Origin of the sequence: Serratia oryzae (assembly GCF_001976145.1) — a bacterium.
Lineage (GTDB): Bacteria > Pseudomonadota > Gammaproteobacteria > Enterobacterales > Enterobacteriaceae > Chania > Chania oryzae.
The window spans coordinates 154267-168543 of the sequence record NZ_MOXD01000001.1 but is presented as its reverse complement, the minus strand read 5'-3'; the positions used below and the strand labels follow the sequence as shown (position 1 = coordinate 168543).

Sequence of the window (14277 nt, the reverse complement as noted above, 5' to 3'; positions counted from 1 at the left end):
GGTTTTTTGCGGTTTTACTATCTACCGGGGAGTGGGAGTGCGTTATGAATCACAATGGGGAGTGTTCCTCCGAAGTTCTTGAGGTTATCAATTTCAGCCCGGAGTTTTTCATTTGTTAATTTTATTCTTTGAATATTGAGAGCAGATTTCTCTTTATTCTCTGCAGATTCTTCTTGTTTATTGCTGGTCTGTACGCTTAAGTGTTTATCCAATAGCTCAAGGTTCTTCACTTTATCCGGCCATCTGATCTTTTTCAGGATGCCAACCATGTCGCGATCGTCACCCTGACCTTCAAACATTTCAGCCAGATCAAAACCGCTAAGGTATCGCCGCCAGACAGGGGGCCAATCGGAAACATTTTTAATGCTCATGTCCTCGTGCAAAATGTCGAGTACATCCATTTGGTCTATTTCGTACAACCGTAACAGTACATAGTTGGCATCGATGCCGAGCTGGTCGATCCGTTCTTGCTTAAGCTGATTTATCCGGTTTTTTACGTCTGGCTCTAAAAGCATACGCGGCCCGGCGCTGTACGCTGTTTTTTCACTGTAACCAGCTCTTATGGCCGCGGGGCCTGCTTTGAGATCTACGATATATTCCCGGCAGAAAAGCTCTTTTCTAGCATTGAGTTTTTTTGCCATGTCTAGTTAGTTCTCTAATAGGTTTTAGATTTATGGTGCATTATCGAAGCCACTCGATGAATGGCTCCTGTAATGCCATAAAAAAAACCCGCTAAGTGCGGGTTTTATGAAAGTACTTAAATTAACTATTTTTACTAGTTATTTTCGTTAAACTTAACAATATCATCATACGCTGCATCGAAGTTGTCATCATCTGACTCATACCCGTAGTCGGGAACAAAATCTTCGTCGCCTTCTTCATCGAGGTCATCCTCTTCATCGAAGTCACCTTCTTCATCAAGGCTACCTTCTGACGCATCGCTATCTTCAGGGACTAACTCTTCGCCACAACCGTCTTCACAATCTTCGTTAATATCGTTTTCTTCTTCGAAAACATCATTTTCGCCAAAATCGCTCATGAGTCTGCCTCCTACTATAGTGTTAAGTCCTTTCGCCACCATTTTACCCAACTTTGCACGTAACATCTTGCCCTTTTCACTTGTGTTCCCGTTGCCACTTAATCAGCCCATCAATCCGAGAGGCGCATACATCAAGCTCGTTCTGGGCTACCTGCAGCGCTACGACGGCATCGCCGAAAGTGGTGCCAGTGAACGGGGTTTTCTCGCATAGCTGCGTATATACGGCTGGCGGGTACACGTAGATCAGCTTAGGGGGCGCTGGCGGTGGCTTTATCTTCTCTGCGCAGGATACGCTTAACATCATCAGGCAAAGGCTGATTACCAGCGTCGCTCGACTCCAATGCTTTGCGTAACGTTTTGTTTTCAGCATCGGCCTTTGCCCTCTTCTGCTGTTCAATCTTCAACTGTTCCTCAGTAGCGCGGCGGTCAACATCGGCGGCACCTTTTAGCGCGCTGATCGTTTCATCACGGCTTTCTATACCCTTCGACAACTCGGTATTAGCATCACTTAGCGTCTTGTTCGCCTCATTGGCGTTATTAAGCCGGTAGGTCAGTACCCCGTTAATGCCACCAAGAGCTATAGCCACCAGCAACGCACCAATTAACCCGTATTTGTTTAACGCTGTCATCCGGGTATCTCCACATGCGGCGCATCCAGGAACTTAGCAGGTTTGTCGTGCGGGTTGCCCGTCCAAGTGATACCAAAGCGCAGTTTCACTCCCAGCTCGGAACCAGCCTTGTGCATAGCGTCCAGCACCGGCAGCCAGCACTTATAATCACTCCAGTCAGCGCCTACGGGCAGCAGGTCTACCGCATTGCCAGTGAGGTGTCGGCTGTCCATCGTCTTGCTAACGCCTTTCCTCACGTTCTCACGCTGCTGCGCTTCCGTTCGAACACCCTCGATAACGATAAAATCGACAGTAGTGATCTCCAGCGCCCGGCGCACCACTTTGACTAGCGCCGGATTTACCCCCACAAGGCTCCCCTCGCTGCGCTGGCTGAATCTAAAATTACTTGTCATTTTTCTGATCCTTATCGTCCATAGGTGGTGTATTGGTCTTCATGCTGGCAAAAACCCGGAGAATGGCGAGACAGCGCTCTACGCCCATGCCGCCAATAACCACACCGACGATCAGCGCGTTATCCTGGCTCATACCGAATAACTCCAGTGAGTTGATAACACCCAATGTTATTAACAAACAGATCAGCCCCGCATAGAGCGCATCAAGCCACGATTTACCGTCACGCAGCGTTAATAGCGTCGCCATGCCGAACGCAGCAAAAGAGCCGTATACGGCGGGGGCGTTGAGTTTTATCCACATAAGAAACGCCTCGACTAAGCCGGGCGGCAGATTGTTGTTCATCGCCAAGGCTCCGGCGTTAGAAATGAAAAAGGCCCGCCGAAGCGAGCCTTTAGATAGGTTGATAATGGTTAAAGTGCGGTTATTTCTAGTCGCTTGCCCAGCGCCTTAAGTGCAGCCTCGATCGTATCGATTTTGGTCGCATGGTTAAGGGTCACGATGCGGTTAACTTCCTGCGGTCGCGTCCCCATGCGGCGGGCCAGTTCTGCCGGTGTTGTGCCGGTGGCGATCATGGCGTTAAGCAACAGCACCTTGGCCGCCACGCTGGCTGGCACATTGATAAACTCTTCGCCGTTAGCGCTTGGCATCGGTACAGGTCGCCGATCTTCAAAGTAAAAATCAAACGCCGTTACCAGGGCGTCTTGCGCCAACGATAGCGCATCTTCCTTGGTATCTCCGCCCGTTAATGCTTCCGGGATGTCCGGGAACGATACACACCACCCGGTTTCGTCATGCTCAAATTTTACGGGATATCGCATACTTGACTAAGTGAACCTTCGCGAGTAACCAGCCCCGGAAGGCTGGTTTATTATTTAAGGCCAAGTTGCTTAAGAATTGCTTTTCTCAGCGGCTCCGGTATTTCCTTCCCCGGATGCCTTGGCATTATCGTCTGCTTGCCGTTGAGGTAGATTTTCAAGTGGTTACTACCGTTTGAAAACTCCGCCCCTTGTGCTGCAAGCCAACGCTGGAACTCGCGTTGCTTCACTTCCTCCTCCTGTTTGTTTAACTTGAAATTATTATAAACATTTTTGTTTACGCAAGCAAGAGGCAATCTAAACATTTTTGTTTATTTCATGTTTTTAGGTTTCAGGGGGCCGTCATAGTTGGGACCAACTGCATATGTCAAACCACTAGCGAATCATTCGTAAGCGGTTTTTAATGGATAAACATATTATATTTATATAAATTATATACGCTCATCATCTATTAATGAGTACTTACCTTTTTCAGCTAAAATGTATGTGTACTTATCCACGTAAGCAATTCCAAGCTTGCTCTCATATTGGATTGTTACAATAATCTGATTTGGGAGTGAATTAGCCTGAATATATTGTGAATCCCCCAAGTTATATCTTCCGCTTTTTAGTGAGTGAGCGTTAAATCCATGAAATGGCGCAAAAGGTGGTTCAGTCATTACTAATACCTTCATCGCTTCCTCACCAGCCGACTCCAATACGCCGCGATATGAATAAGTATCCCCCCCAGTGATAGTTCCGGGTTCCACTGATGGGATCTTTATTCTTGGCTTATATTGATTCTCCTTTTCGAACTTAGCAGTATTTATACTTTCCTGATCCATTTTAAGTTGATCTCTCGCTACTGAAACCATATCACGATATTGATCAACCGAGTTTTTTAACTCAACAGCTTGCAACTCCAGAGCTCTAGTGTTTTGTTGTAATTCTTTCTGCTGCTGTAAATACCCCAAAACGAGCCAGAGGAAAGCCACCGGAGAAAAAACTCCCGCCAAAAAATCACCTAGCTCGTTCCATGATGTCATTACATTCAATTTCAATGAAGCTACGGTGATACCGAGTAATAAAAAATACACACCTGTTACTGTCACACCTACCCAGAAAGTTTTCATTTCCCTCTCCAAAAAAATTTCAGAGCAGGCATTAAACTCTTCTCATTTAATCTTGTCAATTAACAGCAGGTTACAATAATTATTTCAAATGCAATAGTTACTATTCGATGATTTCACATCATTCTATAACCGCTCCCAAACGAGCGAAAAATTGGTGATTTTGGGGACTTTTTAACATAATGGTCGTTACCCGCACCGCCGAAACAGCACTCATCCCGCTGACCAGGTGAACGCCTTATTTCTGGCGATCTTCTTTCCCGTTTAGCGTAAATCGGACTGCATAAACCGTGCATAAAACAGGGTGCTTTTTGCATAGCCTATTTTATCGCTGGAACGCCTGTTCTGGCATGTTTTGTGGGTTAACGAGCTGTGGTCTGACAATAAGCCGATCGACGGTTTCATGGGTCGCAAACGAGCAACCGCATTTAGCGTCCTGGCATTTGTGGTAGCGCTCTTTGGTCGTGGCGCTCAGGTAGCGGCTAGACCGCGTGTGTGCGGCCTTACCGCACGAGGGGCAATGCATCATGCTTTCAGCCTCCTACAAACGCAAAAAGCCCCGCACGATGGCGAGGCTCTTGGATGGGGTCAAATTGCATATACAATTTTAGACGTTAGAAGCATAGCACATGTTTTTGTGCGCACACAACAGGTTCAGATTCCAGCACCTCGGGATCCATATCAAGCCGGATCCCCAGCATCGCCAAGCACCCCTCTAGAAACGCCTCTGATGCCGCTAGTGACGTTCGCACACCGTGAACATTCTCACCTGTTGCGTCTGCGATATGGCGCAACGAGTGCCCGCCTATGAAGCGCTGGCCGAGGATCAGTAGGTCATCTGCACCACGCATCATACCCATATGCGCCACACAGGCGTCAATGGCCGCCCCGTCCTCGTCCGAGCAACCTGGTTTACTCCGTTTTGGTTCTGGCGTGCCGTAGGGGGTGACCGACAGCGCGGGCCAATCGACCAACGAACAATACTCTTCGCTCGCCGCCCACCGCCCCCACCGTTCTAAAACTTCCTGCATATTTCTGCGCATAGCAATTGACCTCAACATTTTTCAACAGCGTTTGTAAAAATTTACCGCTCGTCTTTCATTTTCAAACTTGCTAACCGCTTAAGCCTCCCGGAATAAGCCTCCCAGTTCGCTGCCGAATCCATGGGGTGCTGTGTATCGATGTACAACCAAACAGAACCGTCTTTTTGTGTAATTGGTGGCGGAGCCAGTGCATTAATCGTTGCTTGTGTCAGGCTCCGCTTAAAGAAAAACGAATCCCCCAAGGGGTTATAATCCCTATTGAAAACTTCCCAAGAGCCGTCTTCCTTGCGCCGAATGCCGTAAGGCATACACTGCCTAAAAATCAGGGACATATTTCCTTCTCCCAAGCCATTATTTGTAATTTTCTTCAAGTTAATTGCCGAGGTAACAGATAGGTAACAGATAAAAGGGTATCTGTTACCCTGCCTCGGCCCTTGTGCTATAAGGCTTTAGCTTACTTTAGGTAACAGGTAACAGTTACTATCACCCTATATACGTATGCGCATGTGTAATATACATCAAATACCCTCTCGCACGTATGTATAGGTTTAATCAACTGTTACCTGTTACCTTTTACTTCTAACCCTTTGTTTTATTAGATTTTTAATCAGGTAACAGATACCCTTTTATCTGTTACCTATCTGTTACCTTTTCAGATGGCATTCTGCAATTTTTCGCACGTTTCAAAAATTGCGCGTAATTCGTCGTTGCTGAACTTGCTGTTTTTTACAAGTATCCAGAAGCGATATCCGATCCCGTTAACTTTTACCAATTCGGTCGCCGGTCTTTTTGTTTGTTCTTTCAGGATACGTGTAATATGTTTTTGGTTAATTTCTGCATCTATCCCAACTTCTTTAATTATTTCATTAACGATTTGCTGGTAAGTCATTGCCGGTACCGGTGGGTTTTCCAATACGGCTAACACCGCGACCTCAACATCACTCTTATTGCTCTCTATCATCAGCTCACGCTCTTTTGTAAGCGGCGCACGCTGCCAATTGAAGCGATTAATATCAATACCCATCAGGTACCAGTACACTTGAGCGATGAAATCAGCGTCATTTAGCGCGCCGTATAGCTGGTTATAGTGGCTCTCGTCTGCGGCTTCGTCAGGGCCACCCAACACGGCGATACGGCGATCTTCAGGGGGTAATGCCAGCGCGTCAAAGTGGTTGGTGTAGAACAGGAAACCCGTGAAGATATCGATCGTCATTTTCTTACCGTATTTCCGGTTTACCTCAAACCGTGGCTCCGTCAGCACATCGCGGATCTTGTCGTTGACCTCATACCGCTTGTCGTTCTCCCTCACCTCATCAATGGTACATAGCAAGGTGTGGTAGAGATAATCGTGAAACTGGTTATCACACAGGATTTTCATGCGTGTACGGGCGCAATTCCACGCCCCCAACACTTTCTCCATCATTTGGCTAACCCACCCCCTACCAGTACCGTGGGCGCTGGCAACGTGCAGGATAGAGATCGGGCAACGACGCTCCGGGCGCTGAACCATCCAGGCAAGCCGCGCTATGAAAAATTCGCGCTGCCACTCATCAGGCACCAGGTAGGCCATATGGTTAAGGAACGTGGCAACCTTACTGGTATCAGCCGTTTTAGCGTGCTCAGGTAGATAGAACTCGTTGATCTCATAACGGCCGTCTGAGCGCTCAATAAGCCGCCCCTCACCCGGTTGGTACCCGGTAGCCTCCGCAACTTTTTTGGTCGGTCGCTCTATCCAAACCTTTGTAGCCGGTGTCGGGTTGCCCTTACCTATCGCGGGGAACTGGTACGGCGCCATGAGGTTTTTAAACGCTTTCATTTCCATCATGCAGTTGTAAGGCGGCCGGGATAAGTCACACACCTTGTCGCCATCGACCACATAGATAAACCGCTCTAAAAAATGGCTGGTCATGTCAGTATCGATATCGGTAAAGCCCTGGATCTTTTCCTCTACCGCGGCCAGATCCTCAAAATCACCATCACGAAAGCCAATAATATTAAGGAAATCGCCGTCGTTACGATGGGCGCAACTGGCGTGAAGGCATTTAAAATGCCCCAGTTCAAACCCGGCGGTGCTGGCAGGGAAATACACCGTTGATGTGGTATCGGTCGCCGAGCTGTGGCCGTCTTCAAACGGACAGCGGATGTAACGCTCACCGCTGGCGCCAAAATCCAACGTCCAGCCGTTGGCATCCAGGTAGTCGGCTATTTCATCCGTGGCGCCGGGCGTGCTTACACTGCGGTCACGCAGACGCCCTGCCCCCGCCTCATGAGAGGAAACAACGGGGAGCATATCGGCCAACGCAGACCAAAACGCCTCAAGCTGTTCAGGGGTAACAGGAAGCGGATCGGCGGGTAAACCACCATCCCACTGAATACGAACGCCAGACTCATGCACGCCTGCAGCAACAAACTGCTGGCCTTCGGCTAAAAATTCGACAAGTTCGCCCTCTTCTTCCAGCTTGTGAACGCGCTTACGGTAATCACCTTCGACGGCTATTAGGTACAGGCACTTGTTGCTGTTCTCCCGGTACCGACGCGGAGGCAATTCGCCAAAGTGTTTAATCGCCAGATCACGGATCACAAGCTGGTATTCAGCGCTTCGCACGTCGCAATCAATACCAAACCAACCGCGACCGGTACGAACGCAGATCCCGTAATCAGGCTCCCGCATCCACTTCTCAAGGTCAGCGTCACTCGCGGGGGGCTGCTGCGCCCAATCGCTGATCCCGGCAACCAAGCGCTTGCTGTTATAGATACTCGGCGTCTTGCCAAGCTTTTTCATTCTACTTAAAGGGGAAATGCTCGCGGATGGATTGCACACAACAGGCCGCAGCTCACCACCCCGCCCAAGGATCAGGTCGAAGTGGAACCATTCTTCGAGCGTCGCCCCCCAGCGTTCTTGTGGGGTCATGAGTTACGCCTTTTCTGAGGACGAGTTGCCTTTTACTTTGTCATGAAGGTCACGAAGTGCCTGGGCTACAGACACCCGCGGATCGGCAAGCTTGCCCGTTAAAATGCGGCTAATGGACGCCTGACTAATCCCCGTTTCGCGGCGGATATCAAGCTGGGTAAGCCCGGAATCAATAAGAGACTGCACAATATCTCTAGAGGTTACTTGCTGCATGGTGGTTTCCTCACTGCGTTAAATTCAACTATGGATTTAATCCTAATTCAGATTTGAATTCAATGCCAGTGTAGAATATTCAATATAGAATAATCGGCCATAACTTACACCAGCCAAAGGCATAGCCATGCACCACACAACAGATCGGGCCATTTCAAACATCAATCACCTTATGCAGAAGAACAACATCGCCACGGTTGCCGACCTAGCAAAGTTGATCCGAGTACCGCAACCAACCTTTCATCGGTTGATGTCAGGGGAAAACCAAGACCCGAAATACACGCTACTCAAACGCGTAGCGGATTACTTCAAAATCACAGTGTCTGAATTGGTAGAGAAAGATCTGCGTGTGGTGTCTGAAAATAACGTTATGGGGGATCCTGAAAACGTATCCTTTACGCGCATCCCTGTAATGGGTAGCGCCCAGCTTGGTAGCGAAGGGCATTGGGTACCACTTGATAACGGCGACGGGTTTATACATTGGCCTTCAGCGGACCCCGAAGCCTTCGCACTCCGTTGTACTGGCGATTCAATGAAGCCCCGCATTAAAGACGGCGAGTACGTTGTCATTGAACCAAATCACGGGTACCTCCCCGGCGATGAAATCCTCCTAGTAACCAAAGACGAACAAGTCATGATTAAGACCTTCCTTTACGAACGCGATGGCGTCGTGTTGGTCATGTCAGTAAACGAAGAACACCCCCCTCTAAAATTCCCCGTTGGGGACGTCGAACGCATACAGTACGTAGCCGGTATAGCAAAGGCTTCATTACACGGAACGTACTAACTTCCAAAGGGTTTAAAGTTGCCGCCAAACCTAAGCGGTAATTTTTTACATGTATAAATTCAAAATTGAATTGACAACGTATTCATGCTTGGTTATAAATCCATTATTGAATTTATGAAAATTCAAAATTGGTAGACGCCCCTTGGTGAGCGATGCAATCACCGAACAGCCATCCTCCGAGGGTGACCGACTGGACCCGCTCTTTCTCAACCAAGAGGAAAAGATCATGTAACAGATAACGCAGTGAACTTACCGCTGCCCTTGCAACACGCGAGGGCTTTGGCAAGACCACTAAAAAGGGGTAACGCTATGACTACCAAGCAAAATGCAAATGATTTAGCCAATACCGCACGTAGCGAAGCAGCCAACACTTCAAAACGTACTATTGCATCAATAATCACCAACTGGAATGAATGTGTTAAACAAGCAGGCTTCACCGGTGTATATGATTTCCCGACCACTGGTTACACCCGCAAGTCACAAATCATCGCCGACCTGGAACGTTGCGCCGAGCTGCTGGACGATTACTGTGAACCTAACCCTTACGCCCCGCGTACCGTTGAGCAGCAGACTCGCGAATTTAATGCCGCACTTACTCGCGTTCTGGATGCCGATGATGCTCACGCAGAAGCGCTGGAAGTTAACGATTCTTTCAATTGTTGCTACAACCGTGCGGGTTGGTTGCCCCAAGAAGCATTCACTACTCTGACAGCAGCAGATCGGTATGCAGCGATTAGCATGGCGCACACTGAGGCGCTGGTAATTAACACCCGCCAGGAAGCAGCGAAAAAGACTGTTTTAGGTAAGGTCGTTTCAGGCGCTACCAAGCGCGCAGAGTCCTATGGACGTTTTTATATCGGCTGCCATGTTTCACATATCAACGTCGATTGCGCCAAAAGCTATGGCGGAGCGCTGTCAACCAATGACATGAAGTACGGGTGCTACTCAGTCGCCGCTTTCAAGTGACAGAACCACTGTTAATTTCGGCTGTAGGATTTTAACGAGCTTTTTACTATGAGTCTTTGAAATACTCATCGACAACGTCACGGTACTCATCGTCAATGCGATAAGCTATTTGGGTTTTTCGGTCAACAATACGACGACGGTGAGAAGAACAGAGTATCCGCTGTTGAGAAAGGCTAGTGACAGCTACATCGTCAAGATCGAGCCAGAATGTATTGCAACCTTCCATAACGAAGGGCTTAAGCACCGCTTTTTCTGCTTCGTCCAGTTTTTCGATCATAGACATAAGAGCACTATGCTCTTTCTCCGCCTGAGTTTTTTGTTCCGCAGCTTCAGCGCGTTTTGCCAAACACGAACGGCACGCAGTCAACGCCCGTTGTGCAGCATCGACTATGGCAAAGGCAATAGCGAAAATGATAAGCAAACTTATATAGGGGATTTTGACTTTATCCTCTACCGCATTTGTAGCGCTCTCCGGTGACAAAAGCACTAACCCGATCCAGACGATTAATACGTACATGACCTTCACCACTGGCTCGCTGCCAAATATTTTGGCAACCCATGCTGAAATCCATTCGGGCATTTTTATCACTCACAAAACTGTAGGGGTAACAAAATGCTACCACAGAATCTCGCTGTAGGGGTATGGCGGGCGCCTGACAGATTAACACCCATAACAATAAAACTATGCAGTTCTCCCTTGCCCCACTCCGCTGGGGCTTTTTTCTATCTGAAAGCGCATCCAGCTAACGGCGGCGGGTGCACTCCCCAATAGGAAAGGAGTAACTCACATGAATTCCCTTAAACAGCAACAACACCGGTACCGACTGACCGGTGCGGATTTCCACACCCCAAAAACCCGTGGCCTGCTTTTTCCCGCAGCGCTGCTTTTATTGACAACTTTCATTCTCCTTGTAGCGAGGTAAATATGAGTCTGGAATTAGCACTGAAAGAAAACACCGAAGTAATGCGGCAGTTGATCGCGGCGCTTGCCGGTGGCAAGACCTTCACCGCCGACACACCACACCAACCCAAAGCGGACACCCCAACCGCCGACAGAGAGGCGACCAAACCCCGTAAGGGGCCGTTCTACTGGAAAGACATCGCGCAGGGAGTTCAAGGGGTTGCGGACACCGTAGAAGAACTACAGTTCATCCTTGACCGCGGCGCGGTAGAAACAACAAAGGTGGAATACCTGCAGCTACAAGAAGAGGCAAGTAAAGCCACGTTCAAGCCAGTAACGCTCGAAAGCCAACCGTTGCCAGTTGCTGTGGCGCTTGCCTACCTGTTTGGTGAGAAAGGTCGTGCCTTTAACGAGGAAATGATCACCGAAGCGATTGCCATCACGGAAACCGAAGACGGCAAAGAACGTGACGCGCAGATCGACGCGCTGACGATGGCACTCAAGGGCGTTCCGCGTGCCGCTAAGCTACACGGTGAAGGGGTATTCGACCTCGCGCTACAGATGTTTGAACATTGGAATGCGCTACCGGGTATCGCCGAACGCCGCACCTATGCCGAACTGTTGCTCGATACACCAAAAGAAGACCGCGCCAAGATCAAACCCGTTAAGCCGAAAGGCACCACCAAGCAGAAAGCAGAAACGCCGGATGTTGACCCTAAAGCGCTCTTTGCTGAGGCCGAACAACTGATCCTGACGCTGGCCAAAGGCGGCTACCGCAGTGAAGCCGTGAAGATCCTGGCCGACTTCGGCGCGACCCGCCTGGGTGCGGTTAAACCCGAAGACCTCCCGGCGGTAATTGCAGCCGCTGAGAAAGCGTTGGAGGGTTAACCATGCCAGACCAACATGCTCGATTATCACCATCCTCCGCCCACCGTTGGCTAAGGTGTGCGGGTAGCCTGGCGCTGGAGGCGGGTATTGAGGATAGCGGTTCTGAATTCGCTATCGAAGGCACCGCCGCCCACGCCATTGGTGAATGTGTTCTGCGTAATCGCCTGGATCCGACACTCGCGGGTAAACCGATGAAAGGCGGCCAGCAAGCCGCCGATTACATTGGTACCTACCCGCTGGCGGGCGGAGGTGAATGCGCAGACGCGGGGCCGCAAGTCACAGAAGAGATGGCGGAAAACGTTCAGATCTATGTCGATACGGTGTGGAATCTGGCGGAAGGTAACACATTGCTGGTCGAGCAACGTGTCGATTTCTCGGATGTGATAGGGGTACCGGAGCAATTCGGTACAGCCGACGCCGTTATCTTTGCCGGTACCGAACTGCAGATCCACGATTTGAAATTTGGCCGCGGCGTCAAAGTGGACGCAGAGAAAAACGAACAGCTACAGCTCTATGCCCTGGGCGCCCTCGATCAGTTCAGCCTCTTGTATGACTTCGTTCGCGTGCGTTTGTTCATTCACCAGCCACGGCTTAACCATTGCTCTGAGTGGGTTATCAGCGTTGAGGATCTGCGAGCGTTTGGCGAACGCGCCAAAGAGGCCGCCGCCGCCGCCATCACCACTGCCGCAATTGCAGAGTGTGAAGGCGTCGAAACATTACCGGCAGACGTGTTTACACCTGGCGAGAAACAATGTCGCTGGTGTAAGGCGGCTGGCGGTCGGTGTGCTGCTCAGGCGCAGAAACACCTTGATACTGTTGCGGGTGATTTTGTTGACCTCACGCAGCCGCTGGCCCCCCAGTTGGATGATTCCCCGCAGCGTATTAACGTACTCACCCCCGAGCAACTGGCAGACCTTTACGGACAGGCCGACGCTATCGAGGGCTTTTGCAAAGCCTTACGCGCCCGAGTAGATGCCGAGTTGAACGCCGGTCACCGCGTACCGGGATACAAGCTGGTCGAAGGCAAGCAAGGCAACCGGGCATGGAGCAGTGAGGAAGAAGCCGAAGCCTTGTTTAAGTCGTTCCGCCTTAAGAAAGAACAGTGCTACTCGTTCAAACTGATAGGCCCCGCCCCTGCTGAAAAGCTGTTGAAGAAAGCAAACCCGCGCCAGTGGGCAAAGCTAGAGAAAATAATCACCCGCCCGGATGGCAAAAACACCGTAGCGCCGGAAAGCGATCCGCGCCCGGCAATCACTATCAACCCTGTAAACGATTTTGAAGATGTAGACGCTATCGACGCGGATGCAGAGTCTCTTATCTAAGGAAATGCCCCATGAAAATTAAATTAGCTAACGTCCGTTTGGCCTTCCCTGAGCTGTTCGAAGCAAAGCAGTTTGACGGTGAAGGTGATTTCAAATTCTCCGCAACCTTCTTAATCCCCAAGAACCACCCCGCCAACAAAGAGATTGAAGCGGCGATCCTCTCGGTGGCTAAAGCTAAGTGGGGCGCGAAAGCCGAATCAATCCTCGCCTCTATCCGCGGCAATAACCAGAAATTTGGTTACCGCGATGGTGCTGAGAAACCGGAATACGATGGCTATGAGGGTTGCATGTACATTCGCGCCAGCAACAAGGCCCGCCCCCTTGTCATTGACCGCGACCGCTCCCCGCTGACCGCTGCAGATGGCCGCCCTTACTCCGGTTGCTACGTCAACGCAACGATCACCATTTTCGCCTACGAGAACAAGGGCAAAGGGATCAGCGCTTCGCTCGGCGGCGTCCAGTTCTTCAAAGATGGCGACGCCTTTGCCGGTGGCGGTATCGCCAGCGTTGACGAGTTTGACGAAGTGAGCGACGGCGCGGACGCCGAATTGATCTAACTCTTCCCACCCGGCCCGCGCCGGGTGCTTTTCCTACAAAAAAAACGCCATACTAAGGTTGCTGCGGATCCTTATTTCGGTAGTCTGAACAATCAAGCGTAAGTAAACGTCCGTTAATAGCCATTATTTTTTTTCTTGTTGGGTAGATAATCATTAAGAATATAGAAAAAAACACACATGCCAGTGCAAGGATAACGGCCTCTATCAAACTAACTTCCAACCCATCATACTTAAAGTAGGCCCACACCAAGAATGCTGTATAAACCAAATAAATAATCGAGGTAAGCCGAGCTAAAAAAGCTCTGCGTTTATATTGCCTATTAATTTCAAAATAAAACCTAACACCATTGAATTTTAAAAAACTCAATAAGTGGTTAATTCGCCACTGAGGTAATTTCAAATCTAGCCTACCCATTATAAAGATAAGATGTTGCCTAGCTCTTGAGTTATTAAAGCCAGTAAGCTGTTTCATTACTCTCTTACGTAATTCTCTTGAGATATATAGTTTTTGATGATCCGATAGATGCTCACCGTAGTCTTTATAATAATTATTTAGTTGTGTTATTTTGCTGGTTTTAAAAAATTGGAAAATTGATTGAAGCGCCTTCCAAATTGCCGCAACAATCGGAAGTATAGCGCCTAGGGTTTTCCATAGCTCATCCTTTATTAATAATTCCTCGTACATTCTTCATCCTTTAAAACGG

Annotated in this window: 21 protein-coding genes; 5 read left to right on the top strand and 16 right to left on the bottom strand. The window is 49.3% G+C overall.

Annotated features, from left to right (window positions below; all coding sequences use genetic code 11):
* Nucleotides 1–17: 17 nt before the first annotated feature.
* The 14 genes from BMI79_RS00810 to BMI79_RS00745 all read right to left on the bottom strand — a co-directional run bounded on the left by BMI79_RS00810 (nt 18) and on the right by BMI79_RS00745 (nt 8152).
* On the bottom strand, nt 18–641 hold the full coding sequence (locus tag BMI79_RS00810) for a terminase small subunit (protein WP_083704339.1): 624 nt from the start codon (nt 639–641) through the stop codon (nt 18–20).
* A gap of 134 nt (nt 642–775) precedes the next feature.
* Complete coding sequence (locus BMI79_RS00805; protein ID WP_076939941.1) at nt 776–1039, bottom strand: hypothetical protein; 264 nt, start codon at nt 1037–1039, stop codon at nt 776–778.
* A gap of 76 nt (nt 1040–1115) precedes the next feature.
* Nucleotides 1116–1340, bottom strand: a complete 225-nt coding sequence (gene lysC, locus BMI79_RS24520) for an Rz1-like lysis system protein LysC (RefSeq protein ID WP_083704338.1) — start codon at nt 1338–1340, stop codon at nt 1116–1118.
* The gene (locus BMI79_RS00795; RefSeq protein ID WP_076939939.1) at nt 1288–1668 is read right to left on the bottom strand and encodes a DUF2570 domain-containing protein; all 381 of its coding nucleotides are present in this window, start codon (nt 1666–1668) and stop codon (nt 1288–1290) included. Before BMI79_RS00795 ends, lysC begins: the two co-directional genes overlap by 53 nt.
* Nucleotides 1665–2060, bottom strand: coding sequence for a M15 family metallopeptidase (locus BMI79_RS00790; RefSeq protein WP_076939938.1), 396 nt, complete (start codon nt 2058–2060; stop codon nt 1665–1667). The genes BMI79_RS00795 and BMI79_RS00790 overlap by 4 nt, the downstream gene beginning before the upstream one ends.
* Nucleotides 2050–2403 carry a phage holin family protein gene (locus BMI79_RS00785; protein WP_076939937.1) on the bottom strand — a complete coding sequence of 118 codons (354 nt, stop codon included), beginning with the start codon at nt 2401–2403 and terminating at the stop codon, nt 2050–2052. The genes BMI79_RS00790 and BMI79_RS00785 overlap by 11 nt, the downstream gene beginning before the upstream one ends.
* A 68-nt stretch (nt 2404–2471) precedes the next feature.
* Nucleotides 2472–2879, bottom strand: a complete 408-nt coding sequence (locus BMI79_RS00780) for a type II toxin-antitoxin system HicB family antitoxin (protein ID WP_076939936.1) — start codon at nt 2877–2879, stop codon at nt 2472–2474.
* Nucleotides 2880–2929: 50 nt separating this feature from the next.
* On the bottom strand, nt 2930–3106 hold the full coding sequence (locus tag BMI79_RS00775) for a type II toxin-antitoxin system HicA family toxin (RefSeq protein WP_076940373.1): 177 nt from the start codon (nt 3104–3106) through the stop codon (nt 2930–2932).
* 201 nt (nt 3107–3307) lie between these two features.
* Nucleotides 3308–3988 carry a hypothetical protein gene (locus tag BMI79_RS00770; protein WP_076939935.1) on the bottom strand — a complete coding sequence of 227 codons (681 nt, stop codon included), beginning with the start codon at nt 3986–3988 and terminating at the stop codon, nt 3308–3310.
* 322 nt (nt 3989–4310) lie between these two features.
* Entirely contained in the window at nt 4311–4514 is a 204-nt protein-coding gene (locus tag BMI79_RS00765; protein WP_076939934.1) for an ogr/Delta-like zinc finger family protein, read from the bottom strand.
* Nucleotides 4515–4599: 85 nt separating this feature from the next.
* Complete coding sequence (locus BMI79_RS00760; RefSeq protein WP_076939933.1) at nt 4600–5028, bottom strand: antiterminator Q family protein; 429 nt, start codon at nt 5026–5028, stop codon at nt 4600–4602.
* Nucleotides 5029–5069: 41 nt separating this feature from the next.
* Complete coding sequence (locus BMI79_RS00755) at nt 5070–5399, bottom strand: hypothetical protein (RefSeq protein WP_244157298.1); 330 nt, start codon at nt 5397–5399, stop codon at nt 5070–5072.
* Between the two features lie 281 nt (nt 5400–5680).
* Nucleotides 5681–7939, bottom strand: a complete 2259-nt coding sequence (locus tag BMI79_RS00750; protein ID WP_076939931.1) for a DUF5906 domain-containing protein — start codon at nt 7937–7939, stop codon at nt 5681–5683.
* Between the two features lie 3 nt (nt 7940–7942).
* Nucleotides 7943–8152, bottom strand: a complete 210-nt coding sequence (locus tag BMI79_RS00745) for a helix-turn-helix transcriptional regulator (RefSeq protein WP_076939930.1) — start codon at nt 8150–8152, stop codon at nt 7943–7945.
* A 127-nt stretch (nt 8153–8279) separates the two neighbouring features.
* Here BMI79_RS00745 and BMI79_RS00740 point away from each other — a divergent pair, with 127 nt between their 5' ends.
* Together BMI79_RS00740 and BMI79_RS00735 are read left to right on the top strand one after the other, a co-directional pair.
* Entirely contained in the window at nt 8280–8939 is a 660-nt protein-coding gene (locus BMI79_RS00740; protein ID WP_076939929.1) for a S24 family peptidase, read from the top strand.
* A 309-nt stretch (nt 8940–9248) separates the two neighbouring features.
* Entirely contained in the window at nt 9249–9905 is a 657-nt protein-coding gene (locus tag BMI79_RS00735) for a hypothetical protein (protein WP_076939928.1), read from the top strand.
* Nucleotides 9906–9951: 46 nt separating this feature from the next.
* Here the strand turns inward: BMI79_RS00735 and BMI79_RS00730 are convergent, their stop codons facing one another.
* Nucleotides 9952–10485: a super-infection exclusion protein B gene (locus BMI79_RS00730; protein WP_076939927.1), complete on the bottom strand. Its 534-nt coding sequence runs from the start codon at nt 10483–10485 to the stop codon at nt 9952–9954.
* A gap of 345 nt (nt 10486–10830) precedes the next feature.
* Between BMI79_RS00730 and BMI79_RS00725 the strand changes: the two genes are divergently transcribed.
* The 3 genes from BMI79_RS00725 to BMI79_RS00715 are packed head-to-tail and all read left to right on the top strand — an operon-like array spanning nt 10831 to nt 13573.
* Nucleotides 10831–11694, top strand: a complete 864-nt coding sequence (locus BMI79_RS00725) for a hypothetical protein (RefSeq protein WP_076939926.1) — start codon at nt 10831–10833, stop codon at nt 11692–11694.
* 2 nt (nt 11695–11696) lie between these two features.
* Nucleotides 11697–13016 (top strand): DUF2800 domain-containing protein, encoded by a 1320-nt coding sequence (locus BMI79_RS00720; RefSeq protein ID WP_076939925.1) that lies wholly within the window; start codon nt 11697–11699, stop codon nt 13014–13016.
* Between the two features lie 11 nt (nt 13017–13027).
* Nucleotides 13028–13573: a DUF2815 family protein gene (locus BMI79_RS00715; protein ID WP_076939924.1), complete on the top strand. Its 546-nt coding sequence runs from the start codon at nt 13028–13030 to the stop codon at nt 13571–13573.
* A gap of 52 nt (nt 13574–13625) precedes the next feature.
* On the opposite strand, the gene BMI79_RS00710 is transcribed toward BMI79_RS00715, so the two are convergent.
* Nucleotides 13626–14258, bottom strand: coding sequence for a hypothetical protein (locus BMI79_RS00710; RefSeq protein ID WP_076939923.1), 633 nt, complete (start codon nt 14256–14258; stop codon nt 13626–13628).
* Nucleotides 14259–14277 lie beyond the last annotated feature (19 nt).